The organism is Pseudomonas sp. AC247 (assembly GCF_979258015.1).
In genome coordinates, this window is the sequence record NZ_OZ409829.1 from 1,506,672 (window position 1) to 1,525,107 (window position 18,436).

Genomic DNA, 18,436 nt, shown 5'->3' on the forward strand with positions numbered 1-18,436 from the left:
TTTTTGCATTTTACTCGCCGCGATAGATGCAACCGCTGGTGCAGGTCTCGTGGATACGGATCGCGCTCAGTTCCGGCAGCAATGGCTTCATTTCATTCCAGATGAATTTGGCCAGGACTTCGCTGGTCGGGTTTTCCAGACCGGGAATGTCGTTCAGGTAGTTGTGATCCAGACGCTCGTACAGCGGCTTGAAGATCGCCTTGATCTCGGAGAAATCGCGGATCCAGCCGGTGTGCGGATCGAGGTCGCCGCTCAGGTGAAGCGCCACTTTGAACGAGTGACCGTGCAGACGTCCGCACTTGTGGCCGTCCGGGACGTGCGGCAGGCGGTGGGCGGATTCGAAAGTAAATTCCTTGAAGATTTCCACGGTATTTTCGGCTCTGTTCAGATGGTGTTCGCCGCAGCGATTCGGGCAGGCGGCGAGTTTACCAGCTTGTGTTTGGGCGTGCTGACTAAAGGGTCAGCAAGCGCTCGGCGAGGCGACCATTGGCAGCCAGTTCGAGGAACTCATCACCCAGGCGGCGGCTTTCGTCCATCGCCGCATGCCAGTATTTCTGCCGGCTCGGCGCATCGCCCATGAAGCGTTTGAAGTCATTACGATCAGGGAGTTTGCCGTAAGGCAGGCGCGCCAGATATTCCTTCGACGGCGCGAGCAACAGCACGTCCTGCAAGCGCTGCACCGAAGCCTTGCGCCACGGCAGGGTCTTGTCGAACCAGCCCGGAATCACCCGGTCGGTGAAATGCGGATAGAGCACGATGCCGTCGCCGCTGTAGGGCAGGTCGAGGTGATAGTCGAGCAGACCGCCATCGCGGAAGGTGCCGGCACCGGCGCCCGGCAAGTCGCGCACGCCTTCCATGACCATCGGGATCGAGCCCGAGGCCAGCAGCGCCTGACGCAGGTTGCCGACATTCAGGGCGACGAAGCGCGAGGGGAAGTCGTTCAGCGCATTCACCGGTGGCGCCAGACGCGGATCGTGGATGATCAGCCGTTCGAAATGCCGCGACAGCCGCGCGCGGCCCCGCAGGTTGTCGGCGATCACCGAACCCAGCGCCAGGCCGAGGCGACCGCGATGGTCATCAGCCAGACGCCCCTGACTTTTCACCACCATGATGTTCAAGCGGTAATGCGCGTTGTCGAGGATGCTCGCGTCGCGGCCATCGAGCAGGTCATTGAGCATGCGCTGCGAGCTCTGACTGATCTCGGCCATGGTCACGCCTTTGTTGAAGTTCTGCTCGGCGTACAGATGTCCGAGACGGCGGATGCCTTCGGCGGCGTCCGGCAGGCAGGCGCTGGCGAAGCGCCAGGAACCGACCGAGGCGCCGATCAGCGAACGCTCGCGCGGCGCACTCGGCAGCCATTCACCGAACAGCGCCAGATCCAGCCCCTGAATCCCCAACGCCTTCGGCCCGCCCGCGGCGCCGGGCAGGGTGCCGACGTCAGCGGCGTTCAGGCCTTGCGCGCGAATCCGCGCCATGGCGCGAGGGCCGGCTTTAAGGGTGAGGACGGGGAATTTGATGTGGATGGCGGTCATACCGGTCTCGATCGTTAGCAAGCAAACAATTATAAGCACATGTCACAAATTCCTGTAGGAGCTGCCGCAGGCTGCGATCTTTTGATCTTGCTTTTAGTAAAAGACCAAATCAAAAGATCGCAGCCTGCGGCAGCTCCTACAGGGGGTGATGTGTTGGGGTGGGACGATGATGGCAATTCAGTTTCAGTTAAGTTGAAATCGCTAAGGTGCCCGCCGTATGCAACACATAAAAAATACGGAGACACCATGAAAACCCTGACTGCCCTGTCCATTGCCGCGTTCATCGGCTTCACCGCCAGCCTCGCCCACGCCCGCGATCTGGGCCCCGATGAAGCCCTGCGTCTGCGTGACGCTGGTACTATCGTCTCCTTCGAGAAGCTCAACGCCACGGCGCTGGCCAAACATCCGGGCTCGACGATCACCGACACCGAGCTGGAAGAGCAGTACGGCAAGTACATTTATCAGGTCGAAATGCGTGATCCGCAGGGTCTCGAGTGGGATCTGGAATTAGACGCGGTGACTGGGCAGGTTCTCAAGGATCATCAGGATACGTAATGAAGGTTAATGTTTGCGCCACGCGCCGCACGGCGTTGGCGCTGGTGATGTTTTGCTCGACGGCGATGGCCCGCGACCTCGGTCCGGACGAAGCCCTCAATCTGCGCAAGCAGGGCGTGATTCTGCCGCTGGAGCAAGTGCTGCAACAGGCGATGGACCGTTACCCCGGCGCGAAACTGCTGGAGGTCGAGCTGGAAGAAAAGCACGACGTCTACATTTATGAAGTCGAGTTGCTGACCGCCGAAGGCGTGGCCCGCGAGTTGCACCTGAAGGCCGACACTGGCGAACTTGTGAAAGACAAGGAAGATTGATCGATGCGTTTGCTATTGGTGGAAGACCACGTACCGCTGGCCGACGAGCTACTCGCCGGCCTGCAACGCCAGGGCTATGCGGTCGATTGGCTGGCGGACGGCCGCGATGCGGTGTATCAGGGCAGCAGCGAGCCCTATGACCTGATCATTCTCGACCTCGGTCTGCCCGGCGTGCCGGGGCTTGAGGTGCTCGCGCAATGGCGTGCCGGCGGTTTGGCCATTCCGGTGCTGATCCTCACGGCGCGTGATTCCTGGGCCGAGCGCATCGAGGGGTTGAAGGCCGGCGCCGACGATTACCTGACCAAACCGTTTCACCCCGAAGAGCTGTACTTGCGGATTCAGTCGCTGCTGCGTCGCTCCAAGGGCCAGGCCAATCAGCCGACGCTCAAGGCCGCCGGCCTGCATCTGGATGAGGGCCGCCAGTGCGTAGTGCGTGACGGTGCCGACATTCAACTGACCGCCGCCGAATTCCGTCTGCTGCGCTATTTCATGCTGCACCCAGAGCAGATCCTCTCGAAAAGCCACCTCGCCGAACACCTCTACGACGGTGAAACCGAGCGTGATTCCAACGTCCTCGAAGTCCATGTCAATCACCTGCGCCGCAAGCTGGGCAAAAGTGTCATCGAAACCCGTCGCGGCCAGGGTTACCTGTTCGGCGGGCAGGCTTCGTGAGGTCGATCCAGCGCCGCTTGAGCCTGGGGTTGATCAGCGTGATGGTGATCGTCGGTCTGGTCGTCGCGCAAACCAGTTTGTGGTTGTTCGAAGTGGGTTTGCAGCGTTACCTCGAAGCCGGCCTGCGCAACGACAGCGAAAGCCTGCTGGTGGCACTGGTGCGCGGCCCGCAAGGCTTGCAGCTGGATGAGCGGCACCTGTCGCCGGCCTATCAACGGCCGTTTTCCGGGCATTATTTCCGCATCGATTTTGCCGACAGCCACTGGCGTTCGCGCTCGCTGTGGGATCAGGATCTGCCGCTGCTGGAGCAGTCCGGTCTGCACAGCAACCTGCAACTGGGCCCGGACGGTCAGCAACTGTTGGTGCTGCGTTCGGATTATCGGCGTCTGGGACAGTCGATCTCGATCAGCGTCGCGCAGGATTACACGCCGGTGCGCGAGAGCTTTCAGCGCATGCGCCAGATCGGCCTCGGCCTGGGTCTGGCGGCATTGCTGCTCATTCTGTTCTTGCAGCGCCTGACCGTACGCCGCGCGTTGAAGCCTTTGGAAAGGGCGCGCGAGCAGATCGCGCAATTGCAGCAGGGTCAGCGCTCGCAACTCGATGATCAGGTGCCGGTGGAGCTGGAGCCACTGGTGGCGCAGATCAACCATTTGCTTGCCCACACCGAAGACAGCCTCAAGCGTTCGCGCAATGCCTTGGGCAACCTCGGGCATGCGTTGAAAACGCCGCTGGCGGTGCTGTTGAGCCTGGCGTCGAGTGAGAAACTCGATGGCCATCCCGAGCTGCGCAAGATCCTCAAGGAGCAACTGGAGCAGGTGCAGCAGCGGCTTAATCGCGAACTCAATCGCGCACGGTTGTCCGGTGATGCGCTGCCGGGCGCGCTGTTTGATTGTGATGCGGAATTGCCCGGGCTGCTGGCGACGCTGAACATGATTCACGGTGAGCACCTGGCGTTGAGCTACGTTGCGCCAGCCGGGCTGCAGTTGCCGTGGGACCGTGAGGATTTGCTCGAACTGCTCGGTAACCTTTTGGACAACGCCTGCAAATGGGCGGATGCCGAGGTGCGCTTGAGTGTGATCGAGCGTACGGATGGTTTTGCCCTGAGCGTGGAAGATGACGGCCCGGGGATCCCCGAAGCACAGCGCGCGCAGGTGTTCAGTCGTGGCACGCGGCTGGATGAACAGACCCACGGACATGGCCTGGGGCTGGGGATTGTGCGCGACATCGTCGACACGTGGGGCGGGTTGCTGGTGTTGGGCGAGAGTGAGTGGGGCGGCTTGAAAGTCCTCATCGAACTGCCGCGCCGCTGATCCCCCGCATCACCCTGTAGGAGCTGCCGCAGGCTGCGATCTTTTGATCTTTAAAGCAGGGTCAAAAGATCGCAGCCTCGTTGCACTCGACAGCTCCTACCTGTCGTGTGGGTCAGACGCGGAACTGGTCCATCAAGCTCTGCTGCTGATTCGCCAGGCTGTTGAGCGACTGGCTCACCCGCGCCGACTCATTTGCCTGCCCGGACAACGACTCCGTCACGTCGCGAATCGTCGCCACGTTGTTGTTGATCTCTTCAGCCACCGCGCTCTGCTCTTCCGCCGCGCTGGCAATCTGCAGGTTCATGTCGCTGATCACCGTCACTGCCTCGCCGATCTGACGCAGCGCGGTCACTGCCTGGCCTACCTGCTCGACACTGCCCTGTGCCTGACGATGGCTGTTGTTCATCGAGCCGACCACATCCTGCGTGCCGCTCTGCAATTGCTCGATGACCTGACGGGTTTCTTCCACCGACTCCTGCGTGCGGCGGGCGAGGTTGCGGACCTCGTCGGCGACCACCGCGAAACCGCGGCCGGCCTCACCGGCACGGGCCGCTTCGATCGCGGCGTTGAGCGCCAGCAGGTTGGTCTGTTCGGCGATGGCGCGGATGGTTTCCAGCACCGTGCCGATTTTCTCGCTGTTGGCAGCCAGGCCTTCGACTTGCACCATGGCTGCACTCATGTCAGCGGCGAGGGTGTCGATGCTCGCGGTGGTGCGGTCGATCACGGTCAGGCCCTGGCGGGTGGCGCGATCGGCATCCTTGGCGGCTTCGGCAGCTTGTGCGGCACTGCGCGCGACGTCTTGCGCGGTCGCGCTCATTTCGTGGGAGGCGGTGGCGACCTGATCGACCTGACGGTATTGCTGCTCCATGCCGGCGCTGGTCTGGGTGGCGATGGCCGAGGACTGGTCGGCGGTGTTGCGTGCGTCCTGCACCGAGCGCTTCACGTCGGCGATGATCGGCTGCAACTTGTCGAGGAAACGGTTGAACCAACCGGCCAACTGGCCGAGTTCGTCCTGCTTGTCGTAGGCCAGACGGCGCGTCAGATCACCTTCGCCGCTGGCGATGTCTTCAAGCATGTGCGCCACGCCGAGGATCGGCTTGGTCACGCTGCGCGCCATCAGCCATACCAGCAGCAGGCCGATCAACGCGGCCAGCACGCCGAGGCTCAGCTCGATCAGCGTGCCCGAATTGTTGCTTGCGTCCAGCTGTTGCTTGAGCGCTTCGGCGCGGCTGACCAGGACTTTCTCCGGCACATCGAGCAACACGGCCCACGACGGGCCGCCGGGAATCGGCTGGAACGGCGACAGCACTTTCAGCTGACCATTGCTGTGCAGGCTGCTGACGCTGCTGCTGGCCGCGAGCATGCGCAGCAGTTCGCTGCCGCTGGTTTTGTCCACGGCGTCCAGACGCTGGCTGAGTTTGCCGGCGTCCGGGCTGTACCCGGCGAGCAGACCGGTCGGGCTGATGATGCTCACGGCGGTCTGGCCGTCATAGAGCTTCTTGCTCGCGCCCTGACTGATCGCTTGCAGGCTGTTGAGGTTGATGTCGACCGACAGCGAGGCGATGACTTTGCCGTTGACCGTCAGCGGGAAAACGATGCTGGTCATCAGCACGTTGTGGCCGTCGATCACGTAGAAGTACGGTTCGATCACACACGGTTTGAGTGTGGTGCGCGGGCAGGTGAACCAGGCATTCGCGGCCTGGCCGCTGGGGCCGGTGCTGGTGTCGGCCATGTCGCTTTCCGGCAGGGCCATCGAGGTGACTTTGCCCGGGGTCGGTTGCGACCAGTACAAGGCGAAACGGCCCTTGTCGTTGCTGCCCAGCTCAGCCTGGCCGGCGAACAGTTCGTCCTTGCCGTCCAACGCATTGGCTTCGAACACCAGCGACAGGCCGAGCAGGTCCGGGTTGGCTTGCAGCGCGGATTTGACCTGACGGGTCATGTCTTCGCGCAGGTCGAAGGCATCGAGGAAGCGCTTCTCGGCTTGTTCGCGCAGGAACAGCACCTGCCGCGAGAAGCCGTGGCCGTACTGATAGGCATCCATGAACTGTTGACGAATGCCGGCGGCTTGCACTTCGCCTTGCGACTCGATGCGCGCCTGAGCGGACTCGGTGAGCATCTCCATGCTGGAGGCTTTCACCAGTTCGGAACTGTGCTCCATGCGATACAGCGAAAGACCCACCAACAGGGTCACGATACCGGCCAGGCAGAGGCCGGCGAGCAGGGTGATTTTCCATTGGATGGAAAGTTGTCTGAGCGACATGGAGACGTCCTTATTCGATAAATATCTGAGACTTTGCACTGTAACGGCCGCAAATCGGCTTTCTTTATCCCTGAAACACAATATGACCAATTGCCGCACTGTCATGCTTTGGACGTGATCGTTCCCACGCTCTGCGTGGGAATGCAGCCCGGGACGCTCCGCGTCCCAAAGCGGACGCAGAGCGTCCATTGAGGCATTCCCACGCAGAGCGTGGGAACGATCAATCACCCTGTAGTTTTGACACCGCCGCCACTCTGCGGCACAGTGCGCGCCCTTCTAATAAGACCCTCTTTGCAAATCCGCCGGTAACCCGTTGGCGGACTCATCCTGTCTGGCGGTGTGTTTTCCATCGCAGTGTTTTTTGAGGTAGTGAAATGAATGCAGTCATAGCCGCGGTCGGCGTCATGCTGGTGCTCAGCTTGTCCCGCGTGCATGTGGTGATCGCTTTGATCGTCGGCGCGCTCGTCGGTGGCCTGACCGGTGGTCTGGGCATCGATGCCACGCTCAAGGCGTTCAACAGCGGTCTCGGTGGCGGGGCGACGGTGGCGTTGTCCTACGCGCTGCTCGGCGCTTTCGCCGTGGCTATTGCCAAGTCCGGCCTGGCCCATGCGCTGGCCGACAAGGCCCTGGCGATGGTTGACCGGCAGCATTCGAGCGGCGGCGGCAGCGTCAAATGGCTGCTGATTGGTTTGCTGTGGGTGGTGGCGATCGCTTCGCAGAACATTCTGCCGATCCACATCGCCTTCATTCCGCTGCTGGTGCCGCCACTTCTATATGTGCTGACCAAGCTGCAACTCGACCGCCGCCTGATCGCCTGCGTCATGACCTTCGGTCTGATCACGCCCTACATGGTGTTCCCGGTCGGCTTCGGCAACATCTTCCTTAATCAGATTCTGCTGGCCAACGTCAGCAAGGCCGGCGTCGACATCAGCCAGATCAATGTCATGCACGCCATGGCGATTCCGGCGCTGGGCATGGTCTTCGGTCTGTTGGTGGCGGTGTTTTTCAGCTACCGCAAAAAGCGCGTTTACGATCTGGAGAAGATTGAACAGGTCGAGCAGGTCAGCGTGGCCTACAACCCGAAAACCATTGGCATTGCCGGTCTGGCGATTGCGGCTGCGTTCATCATTCAACTGTTGCTGGACTCGATGATTATCGGCGCGCTGGCCGGTTTTCTGATCTTTTCGGCGTCAGGCATCGTGAAATGGCGTGAAACCGACGACCTGTTCACCGAAGGCATGAAGATGATGGCGATGATCGGCTTCATCATGATCTCGGCCTCGGGGTTTGCCGAAGTGCTCAAGGCCACCGGCGAAGTGCGCACCCTGGTCGAAAGCGCGGCGGCGTGGATCGATCACAGTCAGGCCATCGGCGCGTTGTTGATGTTGCTGGTGGGTTTGATGGTGACCATCGGTATCGGCTCGTCGTTCTCGACCGTGCCGATTCTGGCGGCGATTTTCGTGCCGTTGTGCGTGCAGTTGGGCTTCAGCCCGATGGCGATCGTGTGCATCGTCGGCACTGCCGGGGCGTTGGGCGATACCGGTTCGCCGGCCTCGGATTCGACGCTGGGGCCAACCTCCGGTTTGAACGTTGACGGTCAGCATCACCACATCTGGGACACCGTGGTGCCGACGTTCCTGCACTACAACCTGCCGCTGCTGGCGTTCGGCTGGGTGGCCGCGATGGTGTTGTAATTTAGCCTCTGAAGATCAAAAGATCGCAGCCTTCGGCAGCTCCTACATCGATCTCTGTAGGAGCTGCCGAAGGCTGCGATCTTTTTTTGCGGCTTCAACTTTTGCTCTGGCGTGCCGTTAAAGCCTTTAACCACGCCAATAAAACCAAAAGAGTGAGCCCCCACAATGCGCCTGAGCCTCAAGGCTAAAGTCCTGTCCCTCGCCGTTCTTCCGGTATTGCTCTTTGCGCTGGTCATCAGCCTGACCACGCTGTTCATCCTCCAGGAACAAGCGCACAAAGAGGTCGAACAGACCCGCGAACGCCTGCTCGGCGACGCCAAAGCGACCCTGCAAAGTTATGTGGCCGTGGCCATGACTACGATCAAACCGCTCTACGACGCGGCCGCCCCGGGCGATGAAGCGGCGCGGGCGCAAGCGATCAAATTGCTCTCGGGTATCCGCTACGGCAAGGACGGCTACTTCTTCGGCTACGACTCCGAGACCGTGCGCCTGTTCAAGGCCAACGACCCGGAAGGCGTGGGCAAAAGCTTCAAGGACAATCGCGACCCGAACGGTGTTTACGTCAATCAGGGCCTGGTGAAGGTCGCGAAGGACGGCACTCACTATCTGCAATACAGCTCGCCGCTGCCGGGCAATGCGCAAGTGCTGGTGCCGAAACTCGGTTACACCGAATACCTGGCGAAGTGGGACATGGCCGTCGGTACCTCGGTCAATCTCGACGGCATCGAAGCGCAAGTGGCGCAGGTTGAAGCGCAGGTGCAGGAACGCATGCAAGGCGTGGTGCTGAGCATCGTCGGCGTGGCGTTGGTGGTGCTGTTGGTGATCGCGGCGGCGGGCATGCTGCTGGCCAATACCATTCTGCGTCCGCTGACCCTGATGAAAGCCAACCTCGACGACATCGCGGCAGGCGAGGGCGATCTGACCCGCCGCCTGAACATCACCAGCCAGGACGAACTCGGCGAGCTGGCCGGCTCGTTCAACCGCTTCGTCGACAAGATCCACGGCCTGGTGCGGCAGATCACCGAGATGACCACGCAACTCACCGGGCTGGTGACGCAGGTGTCCGATCAGGCGCAGCGTTCCGATCAGGCGATGGAGCGGCAGCGTCACGAGACTGATCAGGTCGCCACGGCCATCAACGAGATGTCTGCCGCCGCGCAGGAAGTGGCCAAGAGCGCGCAGAACGCCGCCGTCGCCGCCCAGCAGACCGACGAAGAAGGCCAGAGCGCCAAGCGCGTGGTGGCGGGCAGCATCAAACAGATTCATGCGTTGGTCGATGACATCCGCAGCAGCGGTGTCTCCCTCGACAGCCTGCAGCAGGACGTGACCTCGATTGTCGGCGTGCTCGGGGTGATCCGTTCGATTGCCGAGCAGACCAACCTGCTGGCGCTGAACGCGGCGATCGAAGCGGCGCGCGCCGGTGAGGCCGGGCGCGGCTTTGCCGTGGTGGCGGACGAGGTGCGCGCGTTGGCCAGTCGCACGCAGATCAGCACCCAGGAAATTCAGGGCATGATCGACCGCTTGCAGGCGGGTACGCAGCAGGCGGTCGAGGCGATGCGCCGCTCCAGCGAGGCCGGTGACGGCACCTCGCAACAGGCCAATCAGGCTGGCGCGTCGCTGGATGCAATGGCGTCGCTGATTGCGACGATCAACTCGATGAACGCGCAGATCGCCAGTGCGGCGGAAGAGCAGACGGCGGTGGCGGAGGAGATCAACCGCAGCGTGCATCAGATTGCGGTGGCGGTGGACAACGTCGCCGATGAGACGCAACTCGGCGCGCAGACCTCACGCAGCCTGGCCGAACTTGGCCAGCGCCTGGGCAAACTCGTGGGCCAGTTCCGTATCTGACTCCCCTCACAATCCAATGTAGGAGCTGCCGCAGGCTGCGATCTTTTGATCTGGTTTTTAACAATCAAGATCAAAAGATCGCAGCCTGCGGCAGCGCCTACATGGGAAATCATGGTCTGTCCCAGTAGGGGATTTCGCCGAAGCATTCGATGAAGAAGTCGATGACCGTGCGCACCTTCACTGACAGCCGGCGGCTGCCCGGCCACAGCACCGCGATCTGCTGCGGTTCCAGGCTGTTCGACACCTGATACTCCCCCAGCACCGGCACCAACGTGCCTTCGCGCACCGCTTCGCCAATCAGCCACGACGGAAACATCACCAGGCCCAAACCTTGTTCGGCGGCTTGCGTGAGGGTGTCGGCATGGTTGCCGGTGATCGGGCCTTTCACCGAATACGGTGTCCAGTCTTCACCCTCGCGGCGGAAAAACCAGCGTTGCAGACCGGCCGCGCCTTTGTAGGCCAGGCATTGATGCTGCGCGAGGTCTTCAGGCTGTTGCGGTGTGCCGTGACGCTTGAGATACGCCGGGCTGGCGGCGACCTGAAAGCGGTGCGGCGCGACAATCCGCGCCTGCATGCTCGAGTCGTGCAGCGGGCCGATGCGAAACAGCAAATCCGCGCCTTCCTGCAGCGGGTCGACGTAGTGGTCGGTCTGCTGGATATCCAGTTGCAGCTTCGGATAGCGCGCGCACAACTGCCCCAGCCACGGCGTCAGATGCCGCTGACCGAAGACCACCGGTGCGTTGATGCGCACCAGGCCGGTGGGTTCGCTTTGCTGTTCCTGCAAGGCTTGTTCAGCTTCTTCCAGTTGCACCAGCAACAATCGCGCGTGGTAGCCGAGCATGCGCCCGGCTTCGGTCGGCGTGACGGCGCGGGTGTGGCGGTAGAGCAATTGCTGGTTCAGCGCCTGCTCCATCAACTGGATTTGCCGGGAGATCGAAGAGGGCGCCACGCCCTCGCGGCGGGCCACTTCGGAAAAACTGCCATGGTCGAGCACGGCCACAAATAACCGCAGTGCCTTGAATCCGAGTTCGCTGAGCCCGTGCATGATCTGTCCTGCTGTGCGTGATGCGCAAAAGTGTTGTCCGGATGCTCCCATTTATCGCACAGCGACGCCAGCCGATAATCCGCGCCATCGTTGACTGGGCTGGATTGTGTTTATGCAAACGTTGGATGAAGTGAATGTGGCGGCACCGGTGGCCAAACCGGGGCTGCGCTGGTTATTGCTGCCGCTGGTGATAATGGCGGGCATGGGGTTGTCGGTAGAGGCCGGGTTGCTCGGGCCATTGGGCGCGCAGGTCGGGCATCTGTGGGCGACGTTGAGCATCTTTGGCGTGGGCTCGGCGATTCTGTTTTTGCTGCTGTTGTTTGCCGGCCCGCAGAAGGGCCCGGCGCTGAACACCTTGCCGCGCTGGCAGTTGATCGGGGGCATTCTCGGGCCGATCTACGTGGTGGTACTGACCCTGGCCACGCCGCACATCGGCATCGCCATGACGATGATCGCGATCCTCTCCGGGCAAGTCGGCAAGAGTGTGTTGATCGACCATTTCGGCTGGTTCGGGACGGCGCGCAAGAAGGTCAACGGTGAACGTTGGCTGGCGTTGTTGCTGATTGTGGCGGCACTTGTTTTGATTGCTCGGGGTTGATGATGAGTCTGATTATTTTGTTGGCCGTGGTGGTTGCGGCAGGTGCGGTGCTGAGTGTTCAGGCAGCGATCAATGGGCGCTTGGGGGAAACTGTCGGCGTGTTGCGCAGCAGTTTGCTGACGTTCGCCGTGGGTGCGCTGGTGACCGGATTGCTGATTGTGTTTTTCGAACCGGCGCATTCGGTGAGTTTGCTTGATGTGCCGAAGTGGCAGCTCAGTGGGGCACTGTTTGGCGTGGTGTACATGATTGTCATGGTCGGCGCTGTGCCTCGGGTCGGTACGGCGGTGGCGACCGTGGCGGTGATTGTCGGGCAGTTGGGGATGGGGATGTTGATCGATAATTTTGGCTGGTTTGGCAACCCGGCGATCGATTTGTCCGGTAGCCGGGTTTTGGCGATGGGGTGTTTGGGGTTGGCTTTGGTGTTTATGTATCGGAGCAGTGTGCGTACGGGGGATTGATTCGGGTTTTTTGGGGGGCAAGCGGTGCGCGTTCAGCTGTTGTTCTTCGTAGGAGCAAAGCTTGCTCGCGAAGGCGGCCTGACAGCCGACCCACCTCTCCCAGCCATACCATCATCCCCTGTAGGAGCTGCCGAAGGCTGCGATCTTTTGACTTTATCTTTTAAGAGCAAGATCAAAAGATCGCAGCCTGCGGCAGCTCCTACATGGTTTATCGGCTTCGCTTGCTGGCAGCCTGCCAATCTTTCGATGCAATCCCCCGTAGGAGCTGCCGAAGGCTGCGATCTTTTGATCTGGCTCTGGTTTTTGAATTTTCGCCGGGCCGGCATTCCGGCGTTTGAAAAAGGGACTCGCTGATAAGAGCGAAACCGTCGGAAGCCATATCCGCAGCAACGGATATGTCCCCCAAACCCCAATAAAAAATCCGGATCAAAAGATCGCAGCCTTCGGCAGCTCCTACACTGGGTATCACGGCTTGCCCTCCAAGCCTCAGACAACCACCACACAAGGAGTCTGTTCCATGCCCGATAAAAAATGCGATTGCCCCGGCTGCAAATGCACCATCAAAGAAGGCGATCATTCCTACGCCGTGCACGGCAAACACTACTGCTGCGAAGCCTGCGCTCACCACCACAAGAGTGGCGAGGAGTGCTCAAGCAAGGGCTGCCATTGCGCGCATCCGAAATAAACCCGGCGCAAAAAAAGTGGAGCCTAATCAGGCTCCACTTCCAGTTTCAAACTCGCATCATCCATGCGCTCGGTATGGCGCACCGTCCCTTGCAGCCGTCGGCCTTCGACCCTGACCACCACGGTTTTCGCCTGGTCGAGGTCGTCGGGTAACGGCGCTGGTACCCTCAGCGCGAAGCAGAACGGATCATCCTCGACCGCTTCCAGGCCCACGCGACAATCCACACTTTTGGTGATGCGCCCAAAGAGCGTGTCCAAGCCATAGTCCAGGTGCGCCTCGCTGCTGATGTTGCTCATTGTGCATTCCCCCGAATGATGCCGACCGCCAGGCTGAGCTTAGCTGGTCGGTCGCCAGACGACGTTTTCCACGCCGAATTTTTCCGCCATCGGTTTGCTGGTTTTCTGCACCTTTTCACGGCCAAAGCGCGGGATTCGCCCGACGCCGGCGTCGCAGCTTGCCCAGTGCCAAGCCTCGGCGTTGTCCATTTTGTCCGAGCGGATAATGAACGACTTGGGCGTGCCGTGAAGGGTGTATTCGATGACATAGAGTTTTGCGTTGTTCATAAAGCCCGTATTCCTCCCTGTGGTAATAGAAGGATCGCGGCGCACCGGGAAAATTCACTCGGATTGTCCGACGGTATCTGTCATTGGCGACGCATCGGTGCACTGGTTACCATGGCGCCTCCACCAACCCCAATGAATACTCGCCATGGCCCTCGCCGCGCCCCCCGATCTCAGTGACACCGATGTGCCCGTGCAGCGCGTGGCGCGGACGTATCCGCGTGGGTTGTTTATCGAGCCGCATGCGCATGCCTGGGGGCAGTTGCTGTACGCGATGAGCGGGGTGATGTGGGTCGAGACGCCGCATGAAGCGTTGGTGGTACCGCCGCAGCGGGCGGTGTGGTTGCCGCCCGGTGTGCCGCACGGGATCCGCGTGGTGTCGGATCTGCAGATGCGCAATATCTACTTGCGCCCGGCGCTGGCGGCGACGCTGGATCAGACGGTGCAGGTGATCGAGGTCGGTGGGTTGCTGCGCGAGTTGATTGTCGGGCTGGTGGAGCAGGGCGACAGCGGAGACCCGGCGTACTACGAGGCGCTGGTCGGACTGGCGTTGCTGGAGCTGCAACGCGCCCGCCGTTCGCAGTTGAAAATCCCGCTGCCGGACGATTCCGATCGGCGTCTGATGAACGTGTGCCAAGCGGTGATGGCGGCGCCCTCACTGGACATTCCTTTCGAGCAACACGCGGAAAATGCCGGGGCCAGCGTGCGCACCCTGGCGCGGCTGTTCAAGGACAGTCTCGGCATGGGCTTCGCCGAGTGGCGCCGACAGGTGCAACTGGCGACGGCGGTGGCGGAGTTGATTCAGGGCGTGGCGGTGAGCGTGATCGCCCGCGAACTCGGCTACTCGCCCAGCAGCTTCAGCGACATGTTCCGCCGCGAACTGGGCGTCGCCCCCTCACAATTCACTCTGTAACAACGTTACCTCCTGAACCGGCACAAACCCTGTGGGAGCTGGCAAGCCAGCTCCCACAGGGTTTTGTGGTGGTTTCGGCAGGGTTGGCCGAAATTCAGAAGTCGTTGGCCGATGCCTTCGCACTCGATTCCCTAGACTCTGCCCATTCCTTGCAATCGGCGGAGTTCCTCCCCCATGAACTACCTGATTTCGCTGGCCATTGGTCTGGGCGTTGGCCTGCTGTACGGCGCGCTGGATTTCCGTTCTCCCGCACCGCCGGCCATCGCGCTGGTCGGTCTGCTCGGCATGCTGGCCGGTGAGCAATTGTGGCCGATGGGCCGGCAACTGGTCGCCGGCTGGTTGTCCTGAGTTTCCTTTCTCTTCGGTGGATCAAGCCATGAAAGCACTGCAATTCGATAAAACCGGCGACCTGTCTTCCCTGCGTTTCGTCGACGTTCCGACCCCAACCCCCGGCGCTGACGAGGTGCTGGTACAGATCAAGGCCGCTGGTCTCAATCCCAGCGATGTGAAAAACGTCCTCGGCCGTTTCCCCTACACCACGCTGCCGCGCATACCCGGTCGCGATTTCGCCGGTGTGGTGGTTGAAGGCCCGCCAGCATTGATCGGTCAACAAGTCTGGGGCACCGGTCGCGAGCTGGGTTTTTTCGCCGATGGTTCTCACGCGCAATTCGTCAAACTGCCGGCCAACGGTGTCGCCCTCAAACCATCGCGTCTGAGTTTCAGCCAGGCCGCCAGTCTCGGCGTGCCGTACACCACGGCGTGGGATGCGCTGGAACGCAGTCTGGTAAAAGCCGACACGCGCCTGCTGGTGATCGGCGGCGGTGCGGTGGCCACGGCGGCATTGGCCTTGGCCAAAGTGCGCGGCGCGCAGATCCTGGCGGCGGCGCGGCGTCCAGAGCAGGTCAAGGATTTGCAGGCGCAGGGTTACCAGACGATTCAGCTGGATAAACCTGAAGACCTCGGCGCGCAGGTCAACGCGGTGTATCAGGGGGGCGCTGAAGTGATCTTCGACACCACCGGTTTCTGGCTGCCGGCGTCGGTGGCGGCACTGGCAATCTTTGGTCGAATCGCGATCATCGCCGCACCGGTAGACGGCCATGTGCAATTGCCGGCACTGGCGCTGTACCGCAAGGGCGGTTCGGTGGTGGGCGTCAATACGTTGCTGTACGGCGTTGAAGCCTGTGCGGCGATGTTGGGCCAGTTTGGCCGACTCTTCGACGAAGGCGCGTTGCCGTTGCCGCAAGGTCTGGTCGAGTCGCCATTGGCCGATGGTCTTCAGCGTTATGCGGATGTGAATCAGGGCAGCGGTGACAAAGTCATCCTGATTCCCTGACCCCCCGCCAACCCCCTGTAGGAGTGAGCCTGCTCGCGATAGCGGTGTGTCAGACGAAGTATTCGTTAATAGACACACCGCTATCGTGAGCAGGCTCACTCCTACAGTTGATTTGTGTTGGGCTCAGGATTGCGGGACGCCATTTTCCCAGGCTGTCCAATGCGTGAGGATGTCCTGCACCAGCGGATGGCCGGCGCGATAGAGGTTTTCCAGCGCCGGGGCAAAACCTCCCTGATCGGCGTATTTCAGCAGGTTGTCGACTTCACTGCCGCCCGGCTCAGGGCGATCGAAGTCAGAGCCGGCGCGCACCACGGCCAGGCGTTGAACATCGACCAGACCTTCACGACTGGCCCGCAATAAAGCTTCATAGGTGGAGTTGTCTTCCTGCTGCGTCGTGCAGTATTCGCCCTTGTTATCCGTGAGCAGTTTGGTCCAGACCTCGGCCCGCTCGCTCAAGCGTGTACCGGAAAACCAGGTGTTGCCGGCCAACGTGTCGCAGCGAGTGACCACCGGTGGCTGATTGGCTGGGGCTGACGGATATTTCCGGCGCCACGCTGCCGATTCCTTGCTCTCGCTCAGTTCAACCTTGTGGCTCAGGGCGAAGGCTTTGTCCTGCAGTTTCGCGTTCAGTTCGAAGACTTCGGTCTTGTAGTCCAGCGGCGGTTTTTCGTTCGGGCCTTTTGTGTTGATACCCAGATAACCGGTCGGCCAGTTCGACGGAGCATCGCGCGAATCGATCTCCCATTGCGTGCCGAACTCCACCAGATAGTGCGCCCATGCCGCGGTGCCAATGGTCCCGTGTTTTGGGCTGATCCCGGCGATCCCAGCGATCAGGAAATAGCTTTTACGCAGGTCGAATTTCGGCGACAGCGCCAACGCCAGGGTCGAGGCGGCAGCGTTGGTCTGGCCCATGCCGGTGGTCAACAGGCACACCTGCTGCGTATTGCAGCGGATGCTCGGGTACTCGGCGGACAGGCCCGGCACGCGGATTTCCTGTTTCAGTTCCAGGCGATCGATCCAATGCTGCGCCTCGGGCGCGAACATGGTGATCAGCACGACTTTCGGCTGGATCGGCGCCTCAACCGCCCAAGCGGTGGAAGAGAGCAGGGCCGCAGCGGCCAGTGTCAAACGCATCATTGCTTGCATGAAACCTCCTTGAAAATCAGAACTGATAACCGACGCCGGCGTAGTAACCCCAGCCATTGGAACGCGCGCGGAAGTTACCGTCGCCAAAATTCAGCTCGCTGCCGTCCTCCCAGTTGCCGCCGTTGTGGAAATAACGCCCCACCAGCGTGAAGCGCAGATGGGTGAAGGAGTAGAGCAACACGTTGGTCGCCACCGTCGCGTTGGCGGTGCGAGCGGGGTTGTCTTTGTGGATGTCGGAGCCGAAATCGAAGTTGGTAAAACCGATGTAGGTCAGCGAGGCGCCGTTGCTGAATTTGTCGATGGGCACGATGTACTTGAGCTGCGCGCGGTAGCCGTCCCACGAATATTCATTGCTCGCGCCGTAGTTTTCCCACTGGTAGCGACCGTAGAGGTTGGCCGACAGATTGACCCGCGAGTGGGTGTCGATGTCGGTGCCGAAACCGCTGTACAGCGTGTTGGCGCGATTCTCTTTACGGCTGCCGTGGTCGTAGATCCAGTCGAACGCGACGTACCATTCCTTGAACGGGCCGATGGCCAGGCTGCGGCCGGCGAGGTAGTCGATGGAGATGCGCGGTTCGTGCTCCATGAACACCGGCGAGCCGTGGTCCCACACGCCTTTGTCGTGGCTGTTGCCGATGTTGAAGATCTTCGGCACGTCGATGTAGCCGTACAGCTCGAACGGGCCCTTGCGGCCGAAATACTCATATTCCAGGTAGATATCGTCGGCCGGTTGCGGGCCGAAGCTGATGTCTTTGCTGCCGATCAGCATCAGGTCCTGGTTGTACCAGTCCGACAGGTAGGCACCTTTTTTCGGCGGGCTGGCTTCCGGGCTGAGGGATTCGCCCTGGGCGGATTCTTCCGGCAGCGCGGGCTGAGCGAAAGCGCTGGCGCTGAGAAGTCCGGTAACGCCAGTAAGAAGCAAGGAAACAGCAAACGTGCGCGCAAACGGTGCGCGAAAGGGGGATGCGGTATGCATTCAAAGTCCTTTTTTGCGGATCGAGGCCCGTGTTCCGTGGGCTTGTACGGTTTTGTTACGAAAACCTTGAGATTGACGTTACGCAAACGTTTGCACAAGGCGTACCAATGTTTTCAATTCGTTGATATTTCGTCGATTTCAACGGTTTTTCTGACAGAACGATCACATTTTTCAAGAGCGTAAAAAATGCCGTCGGGTACGAATCCTGTGGCGAGGGGATTTATCCCCGATGGGGCGCGTAGCGGCCCTTGGAAGCGTGGGCCTGCTGCGCAGTCCATCGGGGATAAATCCCCTCGCCACAAAGGCCATACCCGAGGTCCTGGGGCAGGTTGGAGCCCCGTGGATACGGGCTGAAACGCTTATTCCAGACGCCTCTAGTATTAAAGTATTAACACCATTTAATCCGTGCCCCATTGCCGGGCGTCTACTAGCTTTGTCCCCAATCAACGGTTTTGTGATGACCGTCGCAGTCTTGATTCGCGTGTGGAATAAGCGCGGCTTTGCACGCCTTCAAGGAAGAAATTGGCCACGACAAGGAGT

The 18,436-nt window shown here is 60.9% G+C and carries 19 protein-coding genes and 3 pseudogenes; 13 read left to right on the top strand and 9 right to left on the bottom strand.

The features are described 5' to 3' along the window. Positions 1-10 precede the first annotated feature (10 nt). Complete coding sequence (gene queD / locus ACZZ0B_RS06975) at positions 11-367, bottom strand: 6-carboxytetrahydropterin synthase QueD (RefSeq protein ID WP_007915588.1); 357 nt, start codon at positions 365-367, stop codon at positions 11-13. An 85-nt stretch (positions 368-452) separates the two neighbouring features. After that, complete coding sequence (locus ACZZ0B_RS06980) at positions 453-1,532, bottom strand: patatin-like phospholipase family protein (RefSeq protein ID WP_463544702.1); 1,080 nt, start codon at positions 1,530-1,532, stop codon at positions 453-455. A gap of 246 nt (positions 1,533-1,778) precedes the next feature. Between ACZZ0B_RS06980 and ACZZ0B_RS06985 the strand changes: the two genes are divergently transcribed. Genes ACZZ0B_RS06985 through ACZZ0B_RS07000 form a run of 4 tightly spaced genes read left to right on the top strand, consistent with a single transcriptional unit; the run spans position 1,779 to position 4,380 of the window. After that, the gene (locus ACZZ0B_RS06985; protein WP_008081499.1) at positions 1,779-2,087 is read left to right on the top strand and encodes a PepSY domain-containing protein; all 309 of its coding nucleotides are present in this window, start codon (positions 1,779-1,781) and stop codon (positions 2,085-2,087) included. Beyond that, positions 2,087-2,398 (top strand): PepSY domain-containing protein, encoded by a 312-nt coding sequence (locus tag ACZZ0B_RS06990; RefSeq protein WP_008081498.1) that lies wholly within the window; start codon positions 2,087-2,089, stop codon positions 2,396-2,398. Before ACZZ0B_RS06985 ends, ACZZ0B_RS06990 begins: the two co-directional genes overlap by 1 nt. A gap of 3 nt (positions 2,399-2,401) precedes the next feature. Next, the gene (locus tag ACZZ0B_RS06995; RefSeq protein WP_008081496.1) at positions 2,402-3,070 is read left to right on the top strand and encodes a response regulator transcription factor; all 669 of its coding nucleotides are present in this window, start codon (positions 2,402-2,404) and stop codon (positions 3,068-3,070) included. Next, entirely contained in the window at positions 3,067-4,380 is a 1,314-nt protein-coding gene (locus ACZZ0B_RS07000; protein ID WP_463544703.1) for a sensor histidine kinase, read from the top strand. The genes ACZZ0B_RS06995 and ACZZ0B_RS07000 overlap by 4 nt, the downstream gene beginning before the upstream one ends. A 112-nt stretch (positions 4,381-4,492) precedes the next feature. On the opposite strand, the gene ACZZ0B_RS07005 is transcribed toward ACZZ0B_RS07000, so the two are convergent. Together ACZZ0B_RS07005 and ACZZ0B_RS07010 are read right to left on the bottom strand one after the other, a co-directional pair. Continuing rightward, positions 4,493-5,248: a methyl-accepting chemotaxis protein gene (locus tag ACZZ0B_RS07005; protein WP_440095591.1), complete on the bottom strand. Its 756-nt coding sequence runs from the start codon at positions 5,246-5,248 to the stop codon at positions 4,493-4,495. Positions 5,249-5,350: 102 nt separating this feature from the next. Continuing rightward, positions 5,351-6,829: pseudogene (locus ACZZ0B_RS07010) on the bottom strand (PDC sensor domain-containing protein); the annotation flags it as partial. A gap of 185 nt (positions 6,830-7,014) precedes the next feature. On the opposite strand from ACZZ0B_RS07010, the gene ACZZ0B_RS07015 reads away from it, so the two are divergent. From ACZZ0B_RS07015 to ACZZ0B_RS07025, 3 genes and pseudogenes are all read left to right on the top strand, one after another. Next, positions 7,015-8,334: a Na+/H+ antiporter family protein gene (locus ACZZ0B_RS07015; protein ID WP_008081492.1), complete on the top strand. Its 1,320-nt coding sequence runs from the start codon at positions 7,015-7,017 to the stop codon at positions 8,332-8,334. A 165-nt stretch (positions 8,335-8,499) separates the two neighbouring features. Beyond that, positions 8,500-9,276: pseudogene (locus ACZZ0B_RS07020) on the top strand (cache domain-containing protein); the annotation flags it as partial. Between the two features lie 312 nt (positions 9,277-9,588). Next, a pseudogene (locus ACZZ0B_RS07025) lies at positions 9,589-10,182 on the top strand (methyl-accepting chemotaxis protein); the annotation flags it as partial. Positions 10,183-10,291: 109 nt separating this feature from the next. Here the strand turns inward: ACZZ0B_RS07025 and ACZZ0B_RS07030 are convergent. After that, positions 10,292-11,227: a LysR family transcriptional regulator gene (locus ACZZ0B_RS07030; protein ID WP_463544704.1), complete on the bottom strand. Its 936-nt coding sequence runs from the start codon at positions 11,225-11,227 to the stop codon at positions 10,292-10,294. A gap of 112 nt (positions 11,228-11,339) precedes the next feature. On the opposite strand from ACZZ0B_RS07030, the gene ACZZ0B_RS07035 reads away from it, so the two are divergent. From ACZZ0B_RS07035 to ACZZ0B_RS07045, 3 genes are all read left to right on the top strand, one after another. Further along, entirely contained in the window at positions 11,340-11,825 is a 486-nt protein-coding gene (locus tag ACZZ0B_RS07035) for a DMT family transporter (protein WP_440095325.1), read from the top strand. After that, complete coding sequence (locus ACZZ0B_RS07040; RefSeq protein WP_158834343.1) at positions 11,825-12,283, top strand: DMT family transporter; 459 nt, start codon at positions 11,825-11,827, stop codon at positions 12,281-12,283. Before ACZZ0B_RS07035 ends, ACZZ0B_RS07040 begins: the two co-directional genes overlap by 1 nt. Positions 12,284-12,800: 517 nt before the next feature. Further along, on the top strand, positions 12,801-12,968 hold the full coding sequence (locus tag ACZZ0B_RS07045) for a metallothionein (protein ID WP_123529467.1): 168 nt from the start codon (positions 12,801-12,803) through the stop codon (positions 12,966-12,968). Between the two features lie 23 nt (positions 12,969-12,991). Here ACZZ0B_RS07045 and ACZZ0B_RS07050 read toward each other — a convergent pair whose 3' ends face one another. Both ACZZ0B_RS07050 and ACZZ0B_RS07055 read right to left on the bottom strand, forming a co-directional pair. Then, complete coding sequence (locus ACZZ0B_RS07050; RefSeq protein WP_463544705.1) at positions 12,992-13,264, bottom strand: hypothetical protein; 273 nt, start codon at positions 13,262-13,264, stop codon at positions 12,992-12,994. A gap of 39 nt (positions 13,265-13,303) precedes the next feature. Further along, the gene (locus ACZZ0B_RS07055; protein ID WP_008081484.1) at positions 13,304-13,531 is read right to left on the bottom strand and encodes a DUF6555 family protein; all 228 of its coding nucleotides are present in this window, start codon (positions 13,529-13,531) and stop codon (positions 13,304-13,306) included. 145 nt (positions 13,532-13,676) lie between these two features. Between ACZZ0B_RS07055 and ACZZ0B_RS07060 the strand changes: the two genes are divergently transcribed. The 3 genes from ACZZ0B_RS07060 to ACZZ0B_RS07070 all read left to right on the top strand — a co-directional run bounded on the left by ACZZ0B_RS07060 (position 13,677) and on the right by ACZZ0B_RS07070 (position 15,774). Continuing rightward, positions 13,677-14,441, top strand: coding sequence for an AraC family transcriptional regulator (locus ACZZ0B_RS07060; RefSeq protein ID WP_463544706.1), 765 nt, complete (start codon positions 13,677-13,679; stop codon positions 14,439-14,441). A gap of 174 nt (positions 14,442-14,615) precedes the next feature. After that, positions 14,616-14,789 carry a DUF1427 family protein gene (locus tag ACZZ0B_RS07065; protein ID WP_007969534.1) on the top strand — a complete coding sequence of 58 codons (174 nt, stop codon included), beginning with the start codon at positions 14,616-14,618 and terminating at the stop codon, positions 14,787-14,789. Positions 14,790-14,817: 28 nt separating this feature from the next. Continuing rightward, positions 14,818-15,774 (top strand): quinone oxidoreductase family protein, encoded by a 957-nt coding sequence (locus ACZZ0B_RS07070; protein WP_008081482.1) that lies wholly within the window; start codon positions 14,818-14,820, stop codon positions 15,772-15,774. Positions 15,775-15,897: 123 nt separating this feature from the next. Here the strand turns inward: ACZZ0B_RS07070 and ACZZ0B_RS07075 are convergent, their stop codons facing one another. Both ACZZ0B_RS07075 and ACZZ0B_RS07080 read right to left on the bottom strand, forming a co-directional pair. Further along, positions 15,898-16,920: a purine-nucleoside phosphorylase gene (locus ACZZ0B_RS07075; RefSeq protein WP_008081481.1), complete on the bottom strand. Its 1,023-nt coding sequence runs from the start codon at positions 16,918-16,920 to the stop codon at positions 15,898-15,900. 16 nt (positions 16,921-16,936) lie between these two features. Continuing rightward, on the bottom strand, positions 16,937-17,896 hold the full coding sequence (locus ACZZ0B_RS07080) for a nucleoside-specific channel-forming protein Tsx (protein WP_463544707.1): 960 nt from the start codon (positions 17,894-17,896) through the stop codon (positions 16,937-16,939). Between the last annotated feature and the right edge of the window lie 540 nt (positions 17,897-18,436).